This is a genomic window from Aquibium carbonis (assembly GCF_003970795.1).
Lineage (GTDB): Bacteria > Pseudomonadota > Alphaproteobacteria > Rhizobiales > Rhizobiaceae > Aquibium > Aquibium carbonis.
Genome location: NZ_RWKW01000099.1, coordinates 13,751 through 37,829, shown reverse-complemented (window position 1 = coordinate 37,829; position 24,079 = coordinate 13,751). Strand labels below are relative to the sequence as shown.

Annotated in this window: 21 protein-coding genes; 15 read left to right on the top strand and 6 right to left on the bottom strand. The window is 66.1% G+C overall.

The annotated features are described in order from the left end of the window. Positions 1 to 37: 37 nt before the first annotated feature. The 5 genes from EJC49_RS21800 (at position 38) to EJC49_RS21780 (ending at position 5,758) form a co-directional block, all read left to right on the top strand. On the top strand, positions 38 to 559 hold the full coding sequence (locus EJC49_RS21800) for a TRAP transporter small permease (protein WP_126702040.1): 522 nt from the start codon (positions 38 to 40) through the stop codon (positions 557 to 559). Next, positions 546 to 1,847, top strand: a complete 1,302-nt coding sequence (locus EJC49_RS21795; RefSeq protein WP_170314831.1) for a TRAP transporter large permease — start codon at positions 546 to 548, stop codon at positions 1,845 to 1,847. The genes EJC49_RS21800 and EJC49_RS21795 overlap by 14 nt, the downstream gene beginning before the upstream one ends. Positions 1,848 to 1,854: 7 nt before the next feature. Continuing rightward, positions 1,855 to 2,781, top strand: a complete 927-nt coding sequence (locus EJC49_RS21790) for an SMP-30/gluconolactonase/LRE family protein (RefSeq protein ID WP_126702039.1) — start codon at positions 1,855 to 1,857, stop codon at positions 2,779 to 2,781. After that, positions 2,778 to 3,758 carry a sialic acid TRAP transporter substrate-binding protein SiaP gene (locus EJC49_RS21785; RefSeq protein WP_126702038.1) on the top strand — a complete coding sequence of 327 codons (981 nt, stop codon included), beginning with the start codon at positions 2,778 to 2,780 and terminating at the stop codon, positions 3,756 to 3,758. The genes EJC49_RS21790 and EJC49_RS21785 overlap by 4 nt, the downstream gene beginning before the upstream one ends. Positions 3,759 to 3,865: 107 nt before the next feature. Then, positions 3,866 to 5,758, top strand: a complete 1,893-nt coding sequence (locus tag EJC49_RS21780) for a bifunctional sugar phosphate isomerase/epimerase/4-hydroxyphenylpyruvate dioxygenase family protein (RefSeq protein ID WP_126702037.1) — start codon at positions 3,866 to 3,868, stop codon at positions 5,756 to 5,758. Between the two features lie 113 nt (positions 5,759 to 5,871). Here the strand turns inward: EJC49_RS21780 and EJC49_RS21775 are convergent, their stop codons facing one another. Genes EJC49_RS21775 through EJC49_RS21755 form a run of 5 tightly spaced genes read right to left on the bottom strand, consistent with a single transcriptional unit; the run spans position 5,872 to position 11,213 of the window. Continuing rightward, positions 5,872 to 6,630, bottom strand: a complete 759-nt coding sequence (locus EJC49_RS21775; RefSeq protein WP_126702036.1) for an alpha/beta hydrolase — start codon at positions 6,628 to 6,630, stop codon at positions 5,872 to 5,874. A gap of 10 nt (positions 6,631 to 6,640) precedes the next feature. Further along, the gene (locus tag EJC49_RS21770; protein ID WP_170314830.1) at positions 6,641 to 7,600 is read right to left on the bottom strand and encodes an ABC transporter permease; all 960 of its coding nucleotides are present in this window, start codon (positions 7,598 to 7,600) and stop codon (positions 6,641 to 6,643) included. A gap of 10 nt (positions 7,601 to 7,610) precedes the next feature. After that, complete coding sequence (locus EJC49_RS21765) at positions 7,611 to 8,543, bottom strand: ABC transporter permease (RefSeq protein ID WP_126702034.1); 933 nt, start codon at positions 8,541 to 8,543, stop codon at positions 7,611 to 7,613. Continuing rightward, positions 8,540 to 10,087 carry a sugar ABC transporter ATP-binding protein gene (locus tag EJC49_RS21760; protein ID WP_126702062.1) on the bottom strand — a complete coding sequence of 516 codons (1,548 nt, stop codon included), beginning with the start codon at positions 10,085 to 10,087 and terminating at the stop codon, positions 8,540 to 8,542. The genes EJC49_RS21765 and EJC49_RS21760 overlap by 4 nt, the downstream gene beginning before the upstream one ends. A gap of 52 nt (positions 10,088 to 10,139) precedes the next feature. Beyond that, positions 10,140 to 11,213: an ABC transporter substrate-binding protein gene (locus tag EJC49_RS21755; RefSeq protein WP_126702033.1), complete on the bottom strand. Its 1,074-nt coding sequence runs from the start codon at positions 11,211 to 11,213 to the stop codon at positions 10,140 to 10,142. A gap of 331 nt (positions 11,214 to 11,544) precedes the next feature. On the opposite strand from EJC49_RS21755, the gene EJC49_RS21750 reads away from it, so the two are divergent. The 8 genes from EJC49_RS21750 to EJC49_RS21715 all read left to right on the top strand — a co-directional run bounded on the left by EJC49_RS21750 (position 11,545) and on the right by EJC49_RS21715 (position 20,612). After that, positions 11,545 to 12,450, top strand: a complete 906-nt coding sequence (locus EJC49_RS21750) for a LysR family transcriptional regulator (RefSeq protein ID WP_126702032.1) — start codon at positions 11,545 to 11,547, stop codon at positions 12,448 to 12,450. A gap of 120 nt (positions 12,451 to 12,570) precedes the next feature. Further along, positions 12,571 to 13,566 carry a TRAP transporter substrate-binding protein gene (locus EJC49_RS21745; protein ID WP_126702031.1) on the top strand — a complete coding sequence of 332 codons (996 nt, stop codon included), beginning with the start codon at positions 12,571 to 12,573 and terminating at the stop codon, positions 13,564 to 13,566. A gap of 30 nt (positions 13,567 to 13,596) precedes the next feature. Next, on the top strand, positions 13,597 to 14,067 hold the full coding sequence (locus EJC49_RS21740; protein ID WP_126702030.1) for a TRAP transporter small permease: 471 nt from the start codon (positions 13,597 to 13,599) through the stop codon (positions 14,065 to 14,067). Next, positions 14,064 to 15,356 carry a TRAP transporter large permease gene (locus EJC49_RS21735; protein WP_126702029.1) on the top strand — a complete coding sequence of 431 codons (1,293 nt, stop codon included), beginning with the start codon at positions 14,064 to 14,066 and terminating at the stop codon, positions 15,354 to 15,356. The genes EJC49_RS21740 and EJC49_RS21735 overlap by 4 nt, the downstream gene beginning before the upstream one ends. Before the next feature lie 14 nt (positions 15,357 to 15,370). Then, the gene (locus EJC49_RS21730) at positions 15,371 to 16,312 is read left to right on the top strand and encodes a dihydrodipicolinate synthase family protein (RefSeq protein ID WP_126702028.1); all 942 of its coding nucleotides are present in this window, start codon (positions 15,371 to 15,373) and stop codon (positions 16,310 to 16,312) included. Between the two features lie 4 nt (positions 16,313 to 16,316). Then, positions 16,317 to 18,584 (top strand): molybdopterin-dependent oxidoreductase, encoded by a 2,268-nt coding sequence (locus EJC49_RS21725; protein WP_210211841.1) that lies wholly within the window; start codon positions 16,317 to 16,319, stop codon positions 18,582 to 18,584. 19 nt (positions 18,585 to 18,603) lie between these two features. Then, the gene (locus tag EJC49_RS21720) at positions 18,604 to 19,383 is read left to right on the top strand and encodes an SDR family oxidoreductase (RefSeq protein ID WP_126702026.1); all 780 of its coding nucleotides are present in this window, start codon (positions 18,604 to 18,606) and stop codon (positions 19,381 to 19,383) included. A gap of 2 nt (positions 19,384 to 19,385) precedes the next feature. Beyond that, positions 19,386 to 20,612, top strand: coding sequence for a D-amino acid dehydrogenase (locus EJC49_RS21715; protein ID WP_126702025.1), 1,227 nt, complete (start codon positions 19,386 to 19,388; stop codon positions 20,610 to 20,612). Between the two features lie 67 nt (positions 20,613 to 20,679). On the opposite strand, the gene EJC49_RS21710 is transcribed toward EJC49_RS21715, so the two are convergent. Beyond that, a complete protein-coding gene (locus EJC49_RS21710; RefSeq protein ID WP_170314829.1) occupies positions 20,680 to 21,054 on the bottom strand; it encodes a SpoIIAA family protein in 375 nt (124 codons plus the stop codon). 299 nt (positions 21,055 to 21,353) lie between these two features. On the opposite strand from EJC49_RS21710, the gene EJC49_RS21705 reads away from it, so the two are divergent. After that, positions 21,354 to 21,860: a YciE/YciF ferroxidase family protein gene (locus EJC49_RS21705; protein ID WP_126702023.1), complete on the top strand. Its 507-nt coding sequence runs from the start codon at positions 21,354 to 21,356 to the stop codon at positions 21,858 to 21,860. A gap of 98 nt (positions 21,861 to 21,958) precedes the next feature. Further along, on the top strand, positions 21,959 to 24,067 hold the full coding sequence (katE, locus tag EJC49_RS21700; RefSeq protein WP_126702022.1) for a catalase: 2,109 nt from the start codon (positions 21,959 to 21,961) through the stop codon (positions 24,065 to 24,067). The last annotated feature ends 12 nt before the right edge of the window (positions 24,068 to 24,079 follow it).

Here is a 24,079-nt window from a genome sequence, read left to right as displayed (position 1 = left end):
GCGGCGGCGGCCGGCGCGGTTTGCAGGGGGAAACGAGATGGACAAACTGAACAGCCTGGGACGGTGGCTCGGCCGGCGCGCGGAAAACATCCTCGCGCTGCTGCTCGGCAGCATGTTCGCGGCCTTCATCGTGCAGATCGTCTTCCGCTACTTCCTGAACCTGCCGCTCGGCTGGACGGTCGAGTACGTCACCATCGCCTGGCTGTGGGGCATCTTCTTCGGCTACACCTTCGTGGTGAAGGCCGACGACGCGATCCGGCTGGACATCGTCTACCAGCTGGTTCCACCGACCGCGCGCCGCGTGATGGACGTTCTGGCAGGGCTCGCCTGCGCCGGCATCTTCGCCTGGTCGATCCCGAAGGCCTGGGATTTCGTGACTTTCATGGCGATCGAGCGGACGTCCTTCCTGCGCATCCGCTTCGACATCGTCTTCTCCATCTACATTCCCTTTGCGATCGCGGTGGTCATCCGATCCCTGATGTCCGTCTGGCGGGCGATCCAGGGCCGCCCGAGCCACCAGGATCCTCTAGAAGCACCGGTGTCCGATGAGCATGCTTGACCCCATGGGCGCAGCGCTTGGGCTGATCTTCGTGCTGGCGGTCTTCGCCTTGCCGATCGGCGAGGCGATGATCTGCGGAACGATCCTCTACCTGGCGCTGGCCGGCTTCGACACCTCGATCGCCGCCGAAACCATGCTGCAGGGCCTGTTCAACAGCTACACGCTGCTGGCCATCCCGCTGTTCATCCTGGCCGCCGACATCATGAACGTCGGCAGTCTGGCCGATCGCCTGCTGCGATTCTCGCAGGCGCTGGTCGGCCGCTTCCGGGGCGGGCTCGGGCACGTCAACGTGGTTTCCAGCCTGATCTTCTCGGGCATGTCCGGCTCGGCGCTCGCCGACGCGGTCGGCATGGGCCGCATCATCATCAACATGATGACCAAGGACGGGAAATACACGCCGAGCTATGCCGCGGCGATCACGGCGGCATCGGCCACCATCGGCCCGATCATCCCGCCTTCGATCCCGATGGTGCTCTACGCCCTCGTTTCCGACACCTCCATCGGCTACCTCTTCGCGGCGGGCATGCTTCCGGGCCTCATGATGGGCGTGGTCCTCATCCTGATGAACGCCTGGCTGGCGCGTCGCCGGCGCTTTCCGGTCGACGAAGCCGTGCCGATGCGGGCCATTCCCGGGGTGACGTTTCGCGCCATCCCGGCGCTGCTGCTGCCGGTGATCCTGCTCGGCGGCATCTATGGCGGCGTGATGACGCCGACCGAGGCGGCGGCCGCGGCCGCGGCCTATGCGCTTCTGGTGTCGGTGGTCTTCTACCGGTCGGTCAATTTCGGCCAGTTCTACGGCGCACTCTTGTCGAGCGGCCGCTCGACAGCCAACATCGGCATCCTGATCGCCGGATCGCTGGCCTTCAACTACGTCATCACCCGCGAAAACGTGCCGGACATGCTGGCCGGCTGGCTGCAGCAGTTCGAACTGTCGCAGGTCGGCTTCCTGATCGTGATCAACCTGCTTCTGCTGGTGCTCGGCTGCGTGCTGGAAGGCGGCGCGATTCTCCTGATCATCGTTCCGATCTTCATTCCAACGGTGCAGGCGCTCGGCATCGATCCCGTGCATTTCGGCGTCGTCGTCGTCGTCAACTCGATGATCGGCCTGGTGACGCCGCCCTACGGGCTGCTGCTCTTCGTCGTGCAGAACATCACCAAGGCGCCGCTATCGGCCATCATCCGCGACCTGATGCCGTTCCTCTACGCGCTGTTCGCGGCGCTCGCGATCGTCACGTTCGTGCCGGACCTGGTGCTGTTCCTGCCCCGGCTCCTCGGCTACCAGGGCTAGGCGCAGGATGAGCGGTCACAGCATCAGCATCGACGTTGCGGTCATCGGGCAGGACCAGCTCGGCGAAACGCCGCTCTGGTGCGAACGCACGCGAAGGCTCTGGTGGCTGGACATCGAGCAGCCGAAGCTGCGCTGGTTCGATCCCGCGACCGGCATCGACGGCCTGACCCGGCTGCCCGGCACCTTCGCCGGAACGCAGGCGCTGATGGCCGACGGCCGGCGATTGCTGGCCGAGGATCTCAGCCTCTACGCGCTCGATCTCGGGACCGGCGCCCGAACCGACCTGTCCGCGGTGGAGCCCGGCCTCGACAACCGGCTGAACGACGGACGCGTCGACGCGCGGGGCCGGTTCTGGGTCGGCACGATGGACAACCAGTTGCACCGACCCGCCGGCGGGCTCTACCGGATCGATCCGGACGGCAGCACAACACGGATGGCCGAAGACGTCATCGTCTCCAACGGGATCGCGTTTTCGCCCGATGGCCGAACGCTCTACTTCACCGACACGCGCCGCCATCTCGGCTTCGCCTTCGATCTCGACATGCACGACGGGGCCATCACCAATCGGCGGGTGTTTGCCGATCACACGGCGACCGGCGAGCGGCCGGACGGGGCCTGCGTCGACGTCGATGGCTGTATCTGGATGGCCTTCTTCGCCGGCGGACGCATCGTCCGGCATCGACCCGACGGGGCCGTCGACCGGACGATACCGTTGCCCGTCACCAATCCGACCTGCCTTTGTTTTGGCGGCGACGACCTGAAGACGCTCTACGTGACGAGCGCCACGAAGTTCCTCACGCCGCAGCAACGTGCCGCCGAGCCACTGGCCGGCGCGCTGTTTGCAGTTCATGGCGCGGGACAAGGGCTGCCGGAGAACCGGTTCGGCCAGACGACAAAGACTGCCACCGTTCAACCTCAGGGAGGAAAGACATGAGTTTCCACGCAATCAGATCCATCGCCGCAGGTGCCATGCTGCTCGCCGGCGCCGCGGGTGCTTCGGCGCAATCCAAGATCGAACTGATCTTCCCGGACGTGAATTCGCCCGACGTTCCGCGTTCGGTCGCCATGACGGAGATCTTCGCCACAGAGATCGGCGACGAGTTCGACTTCAAGCCCTATTTCAACGGCACACTCTTCAAGCAGGGCACCGAACTGACCGCGATCCAGCGCGGCAATGCGCAGATGGCGCTCCTGCCGCCGTCGGACTTCGCCAAGCAGGCGCCGGAGTTCGACATTCTCGGCGCCGCCTACGTCATCCGTGACGAAGCGCATCTGAAGGCCGTCTTCGACAGCGAGGTCGGCGACCAGTTCAGGCAGATCGCGCGCGAGAAGCTCGGCGTCGAGATCCTGGCGCCGGCCTATTACGGCACGCGCCATCTCAACCTGCGCGGCGACAAGCAGATCAACACGCCGGCCGACATGGCGGGCATCAAGCTGCGCATGCCGGGCGGCGAAAGCTGGCAGTTCCTGGGCGAGGCGATCGGCGCCAACCCGATCCCGATCGCCTACTCCGAGCTCTACACCTCGCTCCAGACCGGCGTCGTCGATGCACAGGACAATCCGCTGCCGAACAACAAGGCGATGAAGTTCCACGAGGTCACCGACCAGATCGTGCTGACCGGCCACAATGTCGGCTTCGGCATCCTGATCGTCAGCTCGAAGGTTTTCGACGCCTTGTCTCCGGAGCAGCAGGAGCGCATGCGCATGGCAGCGAAGAAGGCGTTTGATTCGAGCAATGCGGAGTATCTGAAGCAGGAAGCGGAGCTCGTCGCGTTCTTCGAAGGCGAAGGCCTCAAGGTCTACACCCCCGACGTCAAGGCTTTCCAGGATTTCGCCCAGAAGAAGTACCAGGAATCGCCTCTCTCGGCCTCCTGGCCGGAGGGTGCGCTCGACAAGATCAACGCACTCTGATCACTTCGGGCGGTTAGGGCGAGGCGGCGTCGGGGGGCGTCGTCTCGCCTGCCTCCAATCCGCCGGCTCAGGTCGGCGGGCATCATGCGCAGGAACGGACACCCGACATGAAGACCTCCATCGCCACGGTTTCGATCAGCGGCGACTTGCGCGAGAAGCTCGAAGCGATCGCCGCCGCGGGGTTCGACGGGGTCGAGATCTTCGAGAATGATTTCCTCGCCTTCGACGGGTCGCCCGCCGATGTCGGCCGCATGGTCCGCGACCATGGGCTCGAGATCACGCTGTTCCAGCCGTTCCGCGACTTCGAGGGCATGCCGGAGCCGCAACGCGGCCGCGGCTTCGACCGCGCGGAACGCAAGTTCGACCTGATGGCGGAACTCGGCACCGACCTGATGCTGGTCTGCTCCAACGTCTCGCCGTTGGCGCTTGGCGGCATCGACCGTGCGGCCGCCGACTTTCGCGAACTCGGCGAGCGCGCCGCCAAACGCGGACTGCGCGTCGGTTACGAGGCGCTTGCCTGGGGCCGCCACGTCAGCGATCACCGCGACGCCTGGGAGGTCGTGCGCCGCGCCGACCACGAGAACATCGGCCTGATCCTCGATTCCTTCCACACGCTCGCGCGCCGGATCGATCCGAACTCCATCCGTTCCATTCCCGGTGACCGCATCTTCATCGTCCAGCTGGCCGACGCCCCGCAGATCGAAATGGACCTGCTCTACTGGAGCCGTCATTTCCGCAACATGCCGGGCGAGGGCGACCTGCCCGTCACCGACTTCATGCGCGCCGTGGCCGCCACGGGCTATGCCGGCACGCTGTCGCTGGAGGTGTTCAACGACCAGTTTCGCGGCGGTTCGCCACGCTCGATCGCCGTCGACGGCAGGCGCTCGCTGGTGGCGCTGATGGACCAGGTGCGGCGGCTCGAACCCGATGTCGCGATCGAGACGCTCGACATGCCCGATCGCATGAACGTCGAGGGTGTGGAGTTCGTCGAGTTCGCCGCCGACGCGGACGAGGCGCAGCGCCTCGGCATGCTGTTTTCGGCGCTCGGTTTCCGAGTGGCCGGCCGTCACAGGTCCAAGGCGGTGACGCTTTACCGCCAGGGCGGGATCAACCTCGTCGTCAACACCGAACGGGAGGGCTTCGCCCATTCGTCCTTCCTGGTGCGCGGCACCTCCGCCTATGCCGTCGGCCTCAGGGTCGACGATGCGCAGGCCACGGTCGCGCGGGCGCGGTCACTCGGTGCGGAGATCTTCGAACAGGCGCCTGGGCCGGGCGAACTCGCCATCCCGGCGATCCATGGGCTCGGCGGCGGCATCCTCTACTTCATCGACGGCGGCTCCGACCTTGCCCGTGTCTGGGAGATCGAGTTCGAGCCGGTCGCCGGCATTGCAGCGGCTTCCGACGTCGGACTGTCGCGCATCGACCACGTCGCCCAGACGATGGAATACGAGGAGATGCTGAGCTGGGGCCTGTTCTACACCTCGATCTTCCGGATGAAGAAAACGCCGATGGTCGACATCGTCGATCCGGCCGGGCTGGTGCGCAGCCAGGCGATCGGCAATGCCGACGGCAGTCTGCGGCTGACGTTGAACGGCGCCGAGAACCGCCGCACGCTGGCCGGCCATTTCATCGCCGAGACCTTCGGCTCGGCGATCCAGCATATCGCCTTCGCCACCGATGACATCTTTGCAGCGGCCGCGGCGCTCAAGGCGAACGGACTGGAGCCGCTGGTCATTTCGCAGAACTACTACGACGATCTCGAAGCCCGCTTCGGGCTCGATCCGGACTTCGCCGACCGGTTGCGCGACGAAAACATCCTCTACGATCGCGACGAGGCCGGGGAGTACTTCCAGATCTACAGCCCGATCGTCGGCGAGGGTTTCTTCTTCGAGGTCGTGGAACGCCGCGGTCACTATGACGGGTATGGCGGACCGAACGCCCCGTTCCGCATCGCCGCCCAGAAGCGGCGGATGCGGCCGAAGGGAATGCCCAGGACCTGACGTCTGGTCTTCCGGCCAGGGCCCGGAAGACGCGTCGCGGGTGCGTGCTCGTCAGCGGCAGGCGCTGAGGCATCGGCCCGGATCGGTCCCGGGCCGATGCCGCCGCCGTGCCGTCAGTGCTCCAGCAGGAAGCGGATGAACTCGCCCGCGTGGGTGACGATCGCGTCCTTGTCGTTGTCGAGCGTGGCGACGTGATAGGATTCGTTGAGCCAGAGAAGACGGACATGGTCGCAGCTCGTCAGGGCATTGACGATGTCGAGGGCGTTTCGAGCCGGCACGACGTGATCTTCGCGTGACTGGATGACCATCGTGGGGCACGTGATCCTCGGCAGCAGGTTGGTGGTCAGGCCGAACAGCAGGTGTCCCTCCCGCAGGCGGCCGACCGGCACCTCCGGATAGGCCAGTTCCACCACGCCAGGCGCCTTGATGTCGGAGCCGATGCCGGGCGTGCGGGCCGGTGCGTTCGGGTCGCACAGCAGGGTCGCCATGTCGGGGCCGAGAAACAGCGCCGGCGCGTTGACGGAAATGGCGCCCTTGACGATGTCGCCGAACCGGGCCGCCAGGTTCAGGATGATCGAGCCGCCCATCGACAGGCCAAGGACGAAGACCGGACGACCTTCCGCCGCCAGCGCCTTGAGCGCTTCCTCGGCCGAGTTCAGCCAGTCGAGATAGCCGGTCGTTTCCATGTCGTCGACCGATGTGCCGTGGCCGGCGAGACGCGGGCCGCTGGCGGTAAAGCCATAGCGCTTGTTCAGCTGCTCGCCGACGTAGCGCATGCTCTGGGTCGTGCCGGTGAAGCCGTGCAGCACGAGGACGGACGCCTTGTCGCCATCGAAGCGGAACGGTTCGGCGCCGGGCATGATCGTTGTCATGAGAATCTCCTCAGTTTCTGGTTCTTGCGGAATAGGCGATCGCCGCCATGGCGATGATGGCGCCCTGCAGCATGAGCTTGCTCGGCTCCCCGAGACCAAAGCTGGTCAGCAGGTTGAACAGGAAGGTCAGCATGAAGGCTGCGACCGCCGGACCGAGAATGCCTCCTCGCCCGGACCCGAAGGTCACGCCGCCCAGGATGACCGCGGCCAGGGAGTTCAGCGCGAGATCGCGGCCGATGTCCAGGCTTCCCATGCCCACGAATCCCACCAGCAGGAAGGCGCTCACGACCGCGAAGAGGCTGGAGGCGACGTGGACCAGCACGACGACGGACGCATAGGGGATGCCGGTCGCATGGGCGGCACGCGGGTTGGCGCCGATGGCGTCGATATACTGGCCGAGCACGGATCTTTTCAGGTACCAGCCGATCGGGATCAGCAGGGCGAACCAGACGAGCGGCGCGAGCGGCACGTTCCAGATGCGCGTCTGGCCGATGTATTTCAACAACGCGGGCGCATCTCCCGGCGCGCGGAACTGGCTGAAGGCGATGACGATCCCCGTCAGCAGCAGACCCATCGCCAGCGTGACGATGACCGAGGAGGCGCGCAGGCGCACGATGAAGAAGGCATTCGCCAGGCCGACGGCCGCGCCGAACAGCAGGCTGCCGCCGATCAGCACGGCCTGGTTGCCCGGAACATAACCGCTGGTCAGGATATAGCTGACCCCCATCGCGACGCCGCCGAAGGACAGGTCGATCGACAGGATGCGTATGCAGAGCGACTGGCCGATGACCGCGACCCCGAGCGGGGCCGCCTGCCGGATGATGAGCATCAGCAGCATGGGCGACAAGAGCGCCGGCCGGAACATGTACGCACACAGCAGAAGCAGCAGCGTGCCGACATAGGCGATCGGCAATGCGGTTGCCGCCGACAGGAGCCGATAGCCGGGTCGTTCCCGGGGTGTCTCGAGCATCGCCATCGTGTCAGACCCCGATCGTCTTGCGGCGCTGGAGGCTGATCGCGCCCAGCAACAGAAGGCCGGTCGCCGCCATTCGCAGGAAGGGCGAAACACCGAGCAGATTCATGCCGTTGGTGGCGAGCCCAAGCGTGATCGCGCCCAGGATCACGCCGGGTACGCTGCCGATTCCACCCGAAAGCTGGACGCCGCCGAGCGCGATCACGGTGACCGAATCGAGACCGAACGACGCCCCGACGGTCGGATCGCCGGTCGAGACGCGGGCCGTCAGGAACACGCCCGCGGCCACCGCCGACAGGGAGCACAGCACGTAGCAGGTGATGATGGGGGCGACGACCTTGACGCCGTTGAGGGCCGCGTTGCGCGGATTTGCGCCGATGGCGTAGAGCCTCAATCCGAAGGACGATCGCGACAGCAGGAGCCAGAAGAACAGGATCGCCGCCGCACACCACAGCAGCGAGCCCGGCAGGCCGGAGATGGGGCTCTCCGCGAGCCGTTCGATCGCCGGCGGGACGACACCGCCCGGCGTCGGCAGGACGAGGAACGTCAGGCCCTGGACGAAGGTCGCCGTCGCGAGCGTCATGACCAGGGGATGCACGCCGAACACCGCCACGCCGACCCCGTTCACGACCCCGATGCAGCATCCGGCGAACAGGGCGAGCGGAATGACGATCGACGGATCGAAGGACACGATGATCGCGCTCGTCAGGCTCAAGGTGGAGCCGACGGAAAGATCGACGCCGCCGCTGATGGCGACGATCAACTGTCCGAGCGACGTGATCAGGAGCGCGGCGATCTGGTTGCTGATGTTGCCGATGTTCTGCCCCGTGAAGAAACTCGGCGCGGCAAACGACAGCAGGACGAACATGGACAGCGGCAAGGCGACCGTGATGATGCCGATGCCGGATCGCGACGATCTCGAAGCGGAGCCGCCGATCACGACTGCATTCCTTGCCGGTCCTGTGCCGAGCCGGTCAGTGCGGATGTCATGATTGCTTCCTCCGTGGCCATCGCGCCCGGCATCTCGTCGACGATCTGGCCACCGCGAACGACCAGAATGCGATCACACAGACCGATGTGTTCCGACAGTTCGCTGGAGGTCATCAGCACGGCTCCTCCCTCGTCGACGAAGGTGCGGAGCAGGGCGTAGATTTCGGACTTCGCGCCGACATCGACACCTCGCGTCGGCTCCTCGACCAGAAGGATGTCGACGCCGGCCGCCAGCCAGCGACCGATCAGGACCTTCTGCTGGTTGCCGCCGGAGAGAGCCTGCACCTCCTGCTGGGGACTGCTGGCCTTCACGTTCATGCCGGCCAGGAGGGCGGCCAGCCGATCGCGATCCACACGGGCCCGGTCCCACAGGGACGACAGGCGCATCATGCCGATGCCGATGTTTCGGTCGATGCCCAGCGGCAGGAAGAGGCCCTCCGACTTGCGGTCCTCTGGCACGAACCCTATCCCGGCGCGTGCCGCAGCGACGGGCGTCGATGGCAGTCGAATGGCTTCGCCGCTTTTCGAATGCCGCGTCACAACGCCCCCGAGCGGCGTCATCTGGCCGGCGATTGCGCGGATGATCTCGCGCTGGCCCTGTCCTTCGAGGCCGGTAAGGCCGAGGATTTCGCCGCGCCGCAGCGTCAGCGTCACCGGGGGAGCGTCGGCCGCCGCCACCAGGTCCTCGACGTCGATGGCCGATGCCTGCCCGGCGGGTGTCGCCGAACGCGGCGGAAAGAAGCGATCGAGCGAGCGCCCGACCATCAGGGACACGAGCCCGTCCCGGGTCACGTCGGCCGCGGGTTGGGTGGCGACATGCCGGCCGTCCTTCAGAACGGTGATCGTGTCGCAGAAACGGAAAATCTCGTCGAGACGATGGCTGATGTAGAATACGAGGCTGCCTGCGGCCTTGAGGGAGACGATCAGGCGCTCCAGCTTCTCGATTTCCGGCCCGTTGAGGGCGGCGGTGGGTTCGTCGAAAATGAAGATGCGGGCATCGGTCGCGACACCCTTGGCGATCTCGACCATCTGCTGCTGGGCGATCGTCAGGTCGCCGCAGTAGGAGCCCGGGTCGAGGTCGATGTCGAGCCGCGCGAAGACGTCGCGCGCCGAACGCCGCATCGCCGCGCCGTCGACGAAACCGAGCCGGCGTGGTTCGCGGCCGAGGCACATGTTCTCAGCGACGGTCAGGTTGGGGAGCAAGGTGAGTTCCTGGAACACCGTCGAGATGCCCGCCTGTTTCGCCGCCTTGGGCCCGCTGAAATGGACCTTGTCGCCGAAGAGCAGGATCTCGCCGGACGTCGGCTTGAGGACGCCGGCCAGGAGGTTCATCAGCGTCGACTTGCCGGCGCCGTTTTCCCCGGTGACGGCATGCACCGATCCGGTACGCCCCGTGACGGACACGTCGTCCAGCGCTGTGTTCGCGCCGAAGCTCTTCGTGATGTTGCGGAAGCTGACCGCCTCGCCTCCGGCGGCAGTGCCGGAGGCGAGCATGGTGCGGTTCAAGACGTCGGTCATCGGCCGGCCTCGATGCGTCGGAGCCCGATCAGCGCTTGAACAGCCTCTGAAGCTCTTCCTCGGGCAAGGTCGACGGAACCCAGAACGCATCGTTGAGGTCGGGACGGAAGTACTTGTCGATGTCCGCATTGGTCAGCGGCTCCGGCGCCGAGAAGTAGGTCCGGTGCAACGACTTGCCTTCCAGCAGGGCGACCGCCGCGCGCAGGACCGCAGGTCCGAGACCGGGCGTGAACACCGGCGAGACGGCTTCGACGCCCGACTCCGTCCAGGTCTTGAAGAACCCGTTGTTGCCTTCGCCGGTCATCGGCACCAGCGGCTTGCCGACCGACTGGAACACCTCGATGCAGGCACGCGTCATCTCGGCGCCGGACGACCAGATGCCGTCGACCGGCTGGCCCGAGAGGACCAGGTTCTCGCAGAGGCCCTTGGCCTTCGCGTAGTTCCAGTCGCCGAACACCTCGGCGCCGATCTTGATCTCGGTGCCTTCGATGGCGCGCCTGAACCCGTCGTAGCGCAGCTGTTCCTCGCCGACGCCTGCGACGCCGCGGATGGCCCAGATGGTGCCCTTGCCGCCGAGCTTCTCCTTGAGGAACGTGCCGCCGACCTCGCCGAAGTACTCTCCGGCGCCCATGATCTCGACGTCCGATTCCACCGCGCCGTTGCTGACGCCGAAGGTGATGACCGGGATCCCGGTGGCCATCGCCGCCTCGATCTGCTTCTTGACCATCGGGAAGGCGATCGGCGCGACGATCAGGGCATCGACGCCCTTGGTCAGGATGTCCTCGATGTCGGCCACCTGCTTGGCGGGCTGCCAGTTGGCCTCGGAGAAGATGAATTCCTTGACCTGCGGGTTGTTTGCGGCTTCGTACTCGGTTTCCTGGTGCATCTGCACGATCCAGGTGTTGCCGACGCCCGGAAACGACCAACCGATCCGGTAGGGGCCGTCCTTCTTGAACTTGCCCGGCTCGGTCATCGCTTCGGATTTGATGTTGAGAAGGTTGTCGGGCAGCAGTTCGACGTCATCCTGGGCAATCGACTTGCCGGATGACAACGCCATTGCAAACGCCAATGCGAGCCCGAAAACGGGCAATGAATGTCTCATGAAGTCCTCCCATTCGCTTAGCCCGCAGACGAGTTCGACCTGGGCTCCAAACGAAGGTTATCCAACTCAAAACGAAAATCAACGAAAATATATGACACGCGCTCAAAAACGACATGCGGGTGCCTGAACGGGCCGCGACGTTACACGGGACGACCGTTCCGGCGCGGGACGGGACCGGTGACGCGCGAAGCCTATTCCCTTTTGGACCTCGAAATGATGGTATCGATGGCCAGTCAATCGGTGCGGACGACACGGGTTGCGGGGAGGAAAAACGGTTGCGCGCTGGTGATCGGGCGTTGCCAGCACCGAATGTCGAAGAGAGGCCGTCGCCGTGAATGAACGACAATTGCGAGCGTTCCGGCTGGTCATGCGACACGGTTCGGTCACCGCCGCGTCCCAGGCGCTCAACATTTCACAGCCCGCCGTCAGCCGGCTGATCGCCGATCTCGAGCGCAGCGTCGGCTTTCCGATCTTTCTCCGCAAGGGGGGCAAGCTCGAGCCAACCGCCGAAGGCGGTCAACTGCTCCAGGAAGTGGAGCGGATGTTCTACGGCATCGAGCGCTTGCGCCAGGTCGCGAACGAGATTCGCGACCTGCGCCGAGCCACGCTTCACATCGCTGCCATGCCCATGGTGAGTCTGGAGGTGATGCCCAATGCGATCGCCCGGCTCCTGGCCGAGCGGGACGGCATCCGGATCACCCATGACGTCCATGGCTCGGCCCGCATCCTCGACCTGGTCTCCTCGCGTCAGGTGGAACTCGGGATCGGGCAGATGGTGGCGGAGCGGCAGGGCATCGACATCATCGCCTCCTACCGAACCTGCTGCGTGTGCGCGATGGTGCCCGGACATCCGCTCAGCGGGCGCACCGAACTGGGCCCCCGCGACCTGAAGGGTCACCCCATGGTCGCGCTTGCCCACCACACGGTCGCGGCCGGCTACATCACCCAGATTTTCGCCGAGGCGAACGTACAGCCCGAGATCGCGGTGGAAAGCCAGCCGTCCTATACCGCCTGCGGGCTAGCGGCTGCCGGCGTCGGGATCGCGATCGTCGACCCGCTGACGCCACGCGTCTTCCGGGCGGACCTGCGGCTGGTGCCGTTCAAGCCGGTCATCCCGTTCGACTTCCATGTCTTCAAGTCCGCCGAAGTGCCCCTGACGCGCGCGGCCAGCACGTTCTGCCGCCACCTCTTCGAAACGCTGGAGGGGTTCGGGGAGGTCGCGCGCATTGGTCCATAAGGATTTCACATGGCCTCTGAACCAGATTGTATTTGATCTTTGAGCCACGCGAGACACGATGCGCTCGTTGTGAAGCCGACAAAGGGCATCCGCCCCAACCCGACATCAAGGAGCACGTCGATGAGCACCAGGACCCATGCAGCCCGTGTAGCCCTTGCCATACTCAGTTCCGCGCTGGCGGGTACGACCGCCCTGGCGGCCGATTTCAACCTGCGCATCCACACGCTCGTGCAGTCGCCGCATCCCTACAACGACATGGCCGCCTTCATGAAGGAGAACATCGAGGCGCGCAGCGATGGCCGCATCGAGATCCGCATCTTCGATTCCGGCCAGCTCGGGCAGGATCCGGCCGTCATCAGCGAGGTCGGGCTCGGCACGATCGACCTGATGATCAGCACCACCAGCAATGCCGCCCAGCAGGTGCCGGAGTTTTCCATTTTCACCATGCCCTACCTGTTCACGAGCATGGACGACCTCATCGAGCGCGTGGGCCCCGGCACGCCGGTCCATGAGCACTTCGAGAAGGTCTACGAAGAGCGCGGCGTCGGCATGAAGCTCCTGGCGCTCGGCGGTTCGGGCGCGCGCAGCATGTCCACGCGATCCGTGGCGGTGGAAGGGCCTGGCGACCTGAACGGCCTGCGCATGCGCACGCCGCCGTCGCCGATGGACGCCGAAACCTGGTCCGCATTCGGCATGTTGCCGGTCACCGTGGCCTGGGGAGAGCTTTATGCCGCAATGCAGACGGGCATCGCCGACGCCTTGGAAAGCTCGCTTCCGGGCTATACCGGATCGAAGCTCTACGAGGTTGCGCCCAATCTCGCACTGACCGAGCATGTCATCCAGGTGAACCACACCTCGATGTCCAGCGTGACCTGGAACCGGCTTCCCGAAGACCTGCAGCAAATCGTGCTGGAGGTGGCCGAGGAAGCCAATCTTCACGGACTGGAGAAGGCCAAGGAGTATGACGACAAGCTGGTCGAGACGTTGCAGGCCGAACATGGCGTGACCGTCACCCGTCCCGACAAGGCCGTGTTGATCGCCGTCGCAGAGCCGATCCAGGCCAAGCTTGCGGCCGATCTCGACCTCGTCGCGGAATTCGAGCTGATGAGCCGCTGACGCCGAAGGCAGACGGGCACGGATCAGGCCATGCTGAAACGCTTCAATGATCTCGTGACCCTGGCAGTCGAAACGGCACTGGGGGTCGGGTTCCTGGCCCTCATCGGCACGGTGGCCCTGCAGGTCGTGGCGCGCAACCTGCTCGGCCTGCCGTTCATCTGGACGCTGGACCTCGCTCAGCTGCTGTTTTCCTGGCTGGTGTTCGTCGGCGCCGCCGTCGCGTTCCGGCGCGGCGCGCACTACACCGTCGATCTCTGGCCGGAAAACAGTCCCCGCATCGACCGGGTGCTGCAGGCGATCAGCCTGCTGGGGGCGGTCGTCGTGGTCTTCGTCCTGCTGCGCTACGGCTGGAACCTGACGCGCATCCGGTGGAGCGGGTCGGTGCAGTCGCTCGGCATTTCGAGGGGCTGGATGTTCGTCCCCATCCCGCTGAGCGGGGCGCTCATGCTGCTGTTCCTGATCGAATTCCTTTCCGGTGTCCTGAGGCGTAGAGAAGCATGAACCCGCTCGTCCTGCTCCTCCTCTCCTTCTTCGTCCTCATCGCGCTGCGGGTGAACATCGGCTTTGCCCTCATCATCGCCTCGGTCCTGGTGATGGTGCTGGAAGGGCTGCCGCTCACCTCCGTCGTCAACCAGATGTATTCCGGCATCGACAGCTTCACGCTGCTCGCCGTGCCCTTCTTCATGTTCCTCGGCCGCATCCTGAATGCCGGCTCCATCACGCTTCGGCTGCTGAAGGTGGCGGACAGCACGGTGGGGCACGTGCGGGGCGGGCTCGGACACGTCAATGTGTTCGTGTCGATGGTCTTCGCCAGCCTCTCGGGCTCGGCCGCCGCGGACACGGCCAGCGTCGGGTCGATCCTGATCCCGGCCATGAAGAAGGCCGGATACGATCCGGCCTTCGCGGTGGCTCTCACCGCGGCTTCGTCGACGCTGGGCGTCATCATCCCGCCATCCATCATCCTGATCGTGTATGGCGCGTTCGGCAACGTATCGATCGGCGCGCTGTTTCTCGGCGGGATCGTTCCGGGCGTTCTGATCGGCCTGTTCATGATGGGCTACACCTACGTGCTCGCGTTGAAGCACGGCTATCCGGCAAACCCTTTTCCGGGATTTCGTGCGCTGGCCAGTGCGGTGAAGCGTGGCGCTGCCCCTCTGCTGATCCCCGTCCTCGTGCTCGGCGGCATCGTGGGCGGCTTCGTCACGCCCACCGAAGGCTCGATCATCGCGGTCGTCTGGGCGCTGTTCCTGACGCTCGTCCTCTATCGCGACGTTCCGCTGGCGAAGATGCCGCGCATGCTGGCCGACGGCGCCGTAGATTTCGCGGTGCCCCTCTTCACGGTCGCCGGGGCCGCCATCTTCGGCTGGATGATCGCCTATCTGGGCGCCGCGCAGATCGTGGTCGACTTCATCACCGGCGTGACCCGGAATCCCTACGGCATCATGCTCCTGCTGATCGGATTCCTGCTGCTGGTCGGCACCGTCCTCAATCCGATCTCCGCCACCCTGATCTTTCTTCCGATCATCCAGGCGCTGGGCAATCTGGCCGGCTTCAACCCGGTGCATCTCGGTGTGCTCAGCACCATCGTCCTTTCGGTCGGCCTCATCACGCCGCCTTACGGCATCTGCCTGCTGATCGCCGCCCAGATCGGCGAGGTTCGTCTCGGCCGCGCCATGCTGGCCGTCCTGCCGATCTGCGGGCTGACGGTGTTCGTGGCGTGCCTGTCGCTCTGGTTTCCGCAGATCATCCTCGGGTTGCCCATGTGGTTCACCCCTCAATTCTTCCGCTAGAAAGGACAATTGCAATGGCGCATGTAAAGCCGAAAGGATCCTTCGTCGCGCTCGTCACGCCGATGAATGCCGATGGCTCGATCGATTACGAGGGCTTCCGCACCCTCCTCTCCTGGCACGAGCAGAACGGTACCGAAGCCGTGCTCATCATGGGGTCGACGGGCGAGGTGTCGATGCTCTCGGCCGAGGAGCGGCGCGACATTATCTCCCGCACCGCGAAGATGAAGACCGGCAAGATGCTGTTCTATTACGGCTGCACCGGCAACAACACGCAGACCACCATCGACTATGTCCGCTATGCCAAGGCCGAGGGTGGAGACGGGGCGATCATCGCGGCGCCCGCCTACATCTGCGCCGACAACGCGGCGATCACCGACTACGCCTGGGAGGTGTGCGACGCCCTCGATTTCCCGATCGGCTTCTACAACAATCCGCCGCGGGTGAAGACGGACCTGCACTGGACCGACATTCTCAAGCTTGCCAAGCACCCCAACATGGTCGTTCTCAAGGAATCGACCACTCGCGTCGGCCAGGTCGCGCAGGTCTGCGCAGCCGCGCCCGACATGGCGATCATGTGCTGCTGCTCGCCGAACCTCGGTCTCGTCATTCCCACCATGGCGCTCGGCGGCGACGGCACCGCCAACATGACCGGCAACATCATTCCGCAGGAGATGGCCGTCATCTCGAAGAAGTGGGAAAACGGCGACGATGCCTTCGCGTGCCGCGAGGCATGGCTGCGCAATCTGCCGATGCTGCATTTCGCCTATTCGGCGATCAACCCCGTGGCGATCAAGTCGCTGATGCGCGCCATCGGCCTGCCGGCCGGCCCCTTGCGCAAGCCGCTTCAGCCGGTCTCGGCGGATCACCTTCAGGTTGGTCTCGATGCCGTGCGCAGCCTTGGTCTGGAAGAACGATACGGCTTCCGCATCAAGCCGGCCGCGATCGCTGCCGAATAGTCGGGTGGCGGCCAGGGTCGGCATAAGCCTCAGCCACTGGGGCGCTTTCGAAGCCGAGGTGGCCGACGGGCGTCTCGTCTCGGCGCGGCCCTGGCGGAACGGCGGAGCCGATGCCGACATGATCGGCGCGCTTCCGGCATTCGTGCATTCGCCCTTGCGCATCGATCGGCCACACGTGCGGGAAAGCTTCCTTCGCCGACGCGAACGGGCCGGCGGGGAAGGAAGGGGGAGGGAGGCGATGGTGCCCGTGGAGTGGGACACCGTGCTCGACCTCTGCTCGTCCGAGCTCGACCGCGTGCGCCAGATGCACGGTCCCGCGTCGATCCTCGGCGGTTCCTACGGCTGGTCGAGCGCCGGCCGCCTGCACCATGCCCGCAGCCAGGTCCGCCGGTTCCTGGCCGCGGCGGGCGGTTACACCGACCAGATCGGCAACTACAGCTGGGGCGCGGCGCATGCCATCCTCCCGCACGTGCTCGGCAACGCGGACGCCGTTTCGTCGACCGCGACCGACTGGCGGACGATCGCCGACGAGACCGACGTGTTGGTCGCCTTCGGCGGTCTCAACCCGAAGAACTGGCATGTGACCTCCGGCGGCGCGGGGCATCACCACATGCCCCGTCATCTCGAGGCGGCGGCGGCGCGGGGCGTCAAGTTCGTGATCGTCTCGCCGATCGACGAGGACACGCCGCCCGGGCTCGACGCGATGCGCATCGCGCCGCGGCCCAACACCGACACCGCGCTGATGCTGGCGCTCGCGCGCCGCGCGGTCGTCGACGGACGCGCCGACCAGGCGTTCCTGGCGCGCTACGTGACGGGGCACGAAGCCTTCAGCGCCTATCTCGCCGGCGAGACGGACGGCATCGACAAGACCTTCGAGTGGGCCGCAGCCATCGCCGGCATCGACGTCGCCGACCTGGAAGCGCTTTGGAGCCTGATCAGGCGCGGCCGCGTCATGCTGACCGCCGCCTGGTCGCTGCAGCGCGCCGACCATGGCGAACAGCCGTTCTGGGCGCTCATCGCGCTCGCAGCCATGCTCGGGCAGATCGGCCTGCCCGGCGGGGGCTTCTGCTTCGGCTACGGTTCGATGAACGGCGTCGGCGCTCCCGCCCGCCGCGGCTACGTTCCGGCGATGGAGGGTCTCACCAATCCGGCCGCCAGCGCCATCCCGGTCGCCTGCGTGATCGATGCCCTGATGAAGCCCGGGGAACAGATCGACTTCAACGGGCGTCGCATCACCTTCCCGGACGTGCGGCTGGTCTACTGGGCCGGCGGCAATCCGTTCCACCACGCGCAGGATCTGTTCCTGCTCGAACAGGCCTGGCGTCGGCCGGAAACGATCATCGTCCACGAATCATGGTGGACGCCCACCGCACGCCGCGCCGACATCGTCCTGCCGGCCACCACCACGCTCGAACGGAACGACATCGGCGGCTCCTCGCGCGATCCCTTCGTGTTCGCCATGCCCAGGCTGATCGACCCGGTCGGCGGGGCACGCGACGATTTTGCGATCTTCGGCGAGCTGGCTGAGAGGCTCGGTTGCGGCGCCGCCTTCGGCGAAGGGCTGGACGAATTCGGCTGGCTGCGGCGCCTGTGGGCCAAGACCGAGCGCCATGGCGCCGGCGAGGGCGTCGCCGTGCCCGATTTCGACAGCTTCTGGGCCGACGGCGTCTTCGCCGTGCCCGAGCCCGACCTCCCCGAGGTGATGCTCGACGCCTTCCGCCACGACCCGCTGGTCAACAAGCTCGCGACCCCGTCCGGCCGCATCGAACTCCATTCCACCCGGATCGAGCATTTCGGCTATCGCGACTGCCCGCCGCATCCGGCATGGATCGCTCCGCGCGAATGGCTCGGCGACGCGGGCGAGGACGAACTGCATCTCATCACCAACCAGCCGCGGAAGAGGCTGCACAGCCAGCTGTTCCAGACCCAGCCCGACGGCGCCGTGGAGCCGATTTCCATCCACCCCGCCGACGCCGCGCGGTTTGGCATCGGCGAGGGCGACCTCGTCCGCGTCGAGAACCGTCGCGGCGCCTGCCAAGCGTGCGCGCGCCTCACGGATGGCTTGCAACAGGGCGTGGTGGTCATGGCCACGGGCGCCTGGTTCAGGCCGGACGACGAAATTCCCGGGCTGGAACGGAACGGCAATCCGAATGTGGTGACGGCCAATCGCCGGACCTCGTCGCTGGGGCAGGCCTGCGCCGCGCTCAGCACGCTCGTCAGGGTCCGGCCCATGGCCGCCCTTGCCGGCGACGACGATTCCGGCCGGCGCTGACGACGAAAAGGGCTTCCAGATGAATCTCGGTATCGAAGGACGCAAGGCGCTGCTGACCGGCGCGAGCAAGGGCATGGGCAAGGCCTGTGCGATGGCGCTCGCCCAGGAGGGGGTCGACATCACCATCGTCGCGCGCGGCCGCGAGGTGCTGGAGGCCACCGCTGCCGAAATCCGATCGCGGACGGGTACGCGGGTGACGGCGGTCGCCGCCGATCTCACCACCGCGCAGGGCCGCCGTTCGGCCCTTACGGCGTGTCCGGATCCCGATATCCTGCTCAACAATTCCGGCGGCTGCCCGCCCGGCGATTTCCGCGACTGGGAACGCGACGACTGGATCGCGGCCATCGACCTGATGATGCTGCCCCCGATCGAGATGATGAAGGCCACGGTGGACGGCATGATGGCGCGGGGCTTCGGCCGGATCGTCAACATCGCGTCGCGCAGCGTGAAGATCGCGCAGCCCGAACTCGGCCTTTCGAACGGCGCGCGCTCGGGCCTGGTCGGTTTCGTGGCCGGTCTCTCGCGCCAGACGGTGGCGTCGAACGTGACAATCAACAACCTCCTTCCCGGCATCGTCGACAGCGACGCCCAGCGCGAGCACATCGCCGGCATGCTCGATGGCATGGGCAAGAGCTTCGACGAGGTGTGGCAGGAACGCGCCAACGCCAATCCGGCGCGGCGCTACGGGCGGACGGAGGAGATCGGGGCCTATTTCGCCTTCCTGTGCAGCGTCCATGCCGGCTTCATCACGGGACAGAACCTGCTGGTCGACGGCGGCAGCTATCCGGGTACCTTCTGAGCATGCGCGTCGCGGTGTTGGGCGCAGGGGTCGTCGGCATCACGACGGCCTGGTATCTGACCGAGCAGGGTCACGAGGTGACGGTCATCGATCGTCGGTCCGGGCCGGCCCAGGAAACGAGCTTCGGCAATGCCGGCGGCGTGTGCCCGGGCTTTGCCGGTCCCTGGGCGGCGCCGGGCATGCCGCTGAAGGCGCTGAAATGGCTCTTCAAGAGCCAGGCGCCGCTGAAATGGCGGCCCCGCCCGGACATCAACCAGTGGAAATGGCTGGCGGCCTTCGTCGCAAACTGCACGCCCGAGGCCTTCGCGCGCAACAAGGCGCGCATGCAGCGCATGGCCCATTACAGCCTGGCCTGCCTGCGCGCGCTTCGCGAGGATACGGGGATCACCTACGACAATGCCGCCAACGGCGTGCTGCAGGTCTTTTCCTCCGACGAGGAAATGCAGGGCGGCGCGCGTGCCGCCCGCGTGCTGGCCGACCTGGGCATCGCGCATCGACTGGTCGACGGACCCGGCGTGCTCGACATCGAGCCGGGGCTCGCCCGCTCGGGCGCGACGTTTTCGGGCGGGCTTCACCTTCCGGGCGACGAGACCGGCGACTGCCATCTGTTCTGCGTGGCGCTGGCCGATCTGCTCGCGCAGCGCGGCTGCACGATGATGTTCGATGCCTCGATCACGCGGCTGGTGCGGGAGGGCGACCGCATCACGCATGTCGAGACCGCCGCAGGGCCCGTCCTGGCCGACGCTTTCGTGGTCGCGCTGGGTGCTTATGCGCCCGGACTGTTGCGGCCGCTCGGCATCGACGTTCCCGTCTACCCGGTCAAGGGCTACTCGATGACCTGCCCCATCACCGATTTCGACGCGGCGCCACGCTCCTCGGTGATGGACGAACACTCCAAGGTGATGGTGACGCGGCTGGGCGGGCGGCTGCGCGCCGCGGGCGTGGCCGAACTCGCCGGCTTCGACGGCCGCATTCCGGACCCCGCGACGGCCGCCCTGTCACAGCGCGTGCAGGCGCTCTTTCCAGGAGCCGCCGCCTATGAAGGCGCGCGCTTCTGGTGCGGGTTTCGGCCGATGACGCCAGACGGGCCGGCCCGGCTCGGTCCTGCGGGCTATCGCAATCTCTTTCTCAATGTCGGTCACGGTTCCAACGGCTGGACGCAGGCCTGCGGCACGGGACGGGTGGTCGCCGATCTGGTGTCGGGCCGGACGCCGGACATCGAGATCTGACGCCGCCCGACCGCGTCAGCGGTCCACGGTCTGCCCGACGGTGCCGTGCAAGGCGTATCCGCGCGGGTCAGGCGGAAACCCACCGCCATGCCGCTTCCGCTTCCTCGAGTTCGAACGTCTTCTCGTCGACGGGCGTCAGCGGCGAGAACGTGTTGATCATCGCCTTGGCCCAGGCGGGCGCGCCGACGACGGCATATTTTCGCACGTGGCTGTTGGCCTGGGCCTGCGCCGACATCGCCTTGGCATCGAACGCCGCGCCAAGCTCGATCCCGTCCCAGTCGGTGATGATGATCAGGACGTCGACCGTGCCTTGAGCCTCGAACGCCGCCTTGAGCTGCTCGGCCATGCGCTCGATGTCGGGCTTGGTGATCCGGGCGCGGACCTCGAAGGCATGCAGGTTGGGGCGGTCGGTCGGAAGGGAAACGATCGAAGGCATGGTCATGGCGCGGCGTCCTCGCATCGGGGGAACGGGTGTATCGTCGAGCTGACGAACGCGCGTCCGCGCCAACCCGTTCCCGACCGGCGCCATCGCGGCCGGCGGGGATCTTGTCACTCCGCCGTGATGCGAACCGGGCGCGATGCGCCCGGCGCGGCGACCATTGGCAACCTGCGGTGGAGGCGCGCTTTCCCAGACCCTCAAATGATGGCCGGAACGGCAGGCCGCCTTGCTCGTTAGGGTCGGTGATCACGTCCGAGTGATCACGAAGCCCCCACTCAGAATTCCGCGAAAGGAACACGCAAATGGCTAAGGAAAAGACGCTGGAAGATCTCTTCCACGACACGCTCAAGGACATCTACTACGCCGAGCGCAAGATCCTGAAGGCGCTACCGAAGATGAAGCGCGCGGCGCAGTCCGACGAGCTCAAGGCGGCGTTCGACAAGCATCACCAGGAGACGCAGGGACAGATCGAGCGCCTGCAGCAGGTGTTCGAGATCATCGGCAAGCGCGCCCAGGGCAAGACCTGCGACGCCATCGAGGGCATCATCTCCGAAGGCGAGGAGATCATGGACGAGTTCAAGGACACGGCCGCTCTCGACGCCGGGCTGATCTCCGCCGCCCAGGCGGTGGAGCATTACGAGATCACCCGCTACGGCACGCTGAAGCGCTGGGCGACCGAGCTCGGCCTGGCGGACGCGGCCAAGCTGCTCGACGCCACCTTGCAGGAGGAGTCCAAGACGGACGGCGACCTGACGAAGCTCGCCGATTCCTCCGCCAACGACAGGGCGAAGGCGCGCAAGGCCGCCTGACGCCGCACGGCCCGGGAGATCGTCTCCCGGGCCGTCGCGCTCCTCCCGTTTGACCCCGCGCGGCGGGACCATCCGCCCGAAACAGCGAGACACACCCCATGGCCCGCACCCCCGCCAAGACCCCATCCGGCAAGGCCGCCAGCCTTCACGACCAGACGCTCGTCCGAGGCACCGGCGGCGAACTGCACCAGATCGCCGAAGGCGACACCGAAATCCTCACGACGTCGCAAGGCGCGCCCGTGGCCGACGACCAGAACACGCTGAAGATCGGCCAGCGCGGCCCGACGCTGATCGAGGATTTCCATTTTCGCGAGAAGATCTTCCATTTCGACCACGAGCGCATTCCCGAGCGCGTGGTGCATGCCCGCGGCTACGGCGCGCATGGCTATTTCGAGACCTACGATTCCCTGGCGAAGTACACCCGCGCCGACATCTTCCAGCGCGCCGGGGAGAAGACGCCGGCCTTCGTGCGCTTCTCGACCGTCGCCGGCTCGAAGGGCTCGTTCGATCTCGCCCGGGACGTGCGCGGTTTCGCCGTCAAGCTCTACACGAAGGAGGGTAACTGGGACATCGTCGGCAACAACATCCCGGTGTTCTTCATCCAGGATGCGATCAAGTTTCCCGACATGGTCCACGCGGTGAAGGAAGAGCCCGACCGCGCCTTCCCGCAGGCGCAGTCGGCGCACGACAATTTCTGGGATTTCATCTCGCTGACGCCCGAGTCCATGCACATGATCATGTGGGTCATGTCCGACCGCGCCATCCCCCGGTCGTACCGCTTCATGGAGGGGTTCGGCGTCCATACGTTCCGCTTCCTGAACGCGAAGGACGAGTCGACCTTCGTCAAGTTCCTCTGGAAGCCGAAGCTCGGCCTGCAGTCGGTGGTGTGGAACGAGGCGGTGAAGATCAACGGCGCCGATCCGGACTTCCATCGCCGGGACCTGTGGGACGCGATCCAGGCCGGGGACTTCCCGGAATGGGAGCTGTGTGTCCAGCTTTTCGACCAGGAATTCGCCGACGGCTTCGATTTCGACATTCTCGATCCGACCAAGATCATTCCCGAAGAGATCATCGAGCCGATCCCGGTCGGCCGGCTGGTGCTGGACCGGATGCCCGACAATTTCTTCGCCGAGACCGAGCAGGTCGCGTTCATGACCCAGAACGTCCCGCCGGGTGTCGACTTCTCCAACGATCCGCTGCTGCAGGGCCGCAACTTCTCCTATCTCGACACGCAACTGAAGCGGCTGGGCGGACCGAACTTCACCCATATTCCGATCAACGCGCCGAAGTGCCCGATGCACCATTTCCAGCAGGACGGGCACATGGCGATGCGCAACCCGGTCGGGCGCGCGAACTATCAGCCCAATTCCTGGGGGCTCGGCCCGCGCGAGCATCCGCAGAAGGGGTTCCGCTCCTTTGCCGATGCCGAGGAAGGGCAGAAGGTGCGTCTGCGCGCCGAGAGCTTCGCCGACCACTACAGCCAGGCGCGGCAGTTCTTCGTCAGCCAGACGGTGACCGAGCAGAAGCACATCGCCATGGCGCTGACCTTCGAACTGTCGAAGGTGGAAACGCCGGTCATCCGCGAACGCATGGTCTCGCATCTGCTCAACATCGACGAAGGGCTGGCGGAAACCGTCGCCGAAAAGCTCGGCATGAAGACCTTGCCGAAGAAGGCCGATGCCGCCGTCGCGCCGCGCGACGACCTGCCGGCCTCCGACGCCCTGTCGATCGTGAAGAACGGCCCGGACAGCTTCAAGGGCCGCAAGGTCGGCGTTCTGGTCAGTGACGGCTGCGACGGCGCGCTGGTGAAGACGCTCGAGGCGGCTCTGGGCAAGGAAGGCGCGATGATGGAGATCGTGGCGCCCAGGGTCGGCGGCGTCGAAGCGTCGGACGGATCGATCATCGAAGGCAAGCAGATGATCGATGGCGGCCCGTCGGTCCTCTACGACGCGGTGGCGATCATCATCAGCCCGGAAGGCGCCGATCAGCTCCTGAAGGAGGCGACGGCCCGCGATTTCGTCGCCGACGCCTTTGCCCACTGCAAGTTCATCGCGCATGTGAAAGCCGCGCAGCCGCTGCTCGACAAGGCGGGCGTGGAGCCGGACGAGGGCGTGATGGTGCTCGACGGGGCGGCCGACGTCGCGGGCTTCGTCGAGAGCTGCCGCAAGCTGCGGCTCTGGGCGCGCGAGATGAAGGTGAAGCTGTAGTCGCCCGGACCG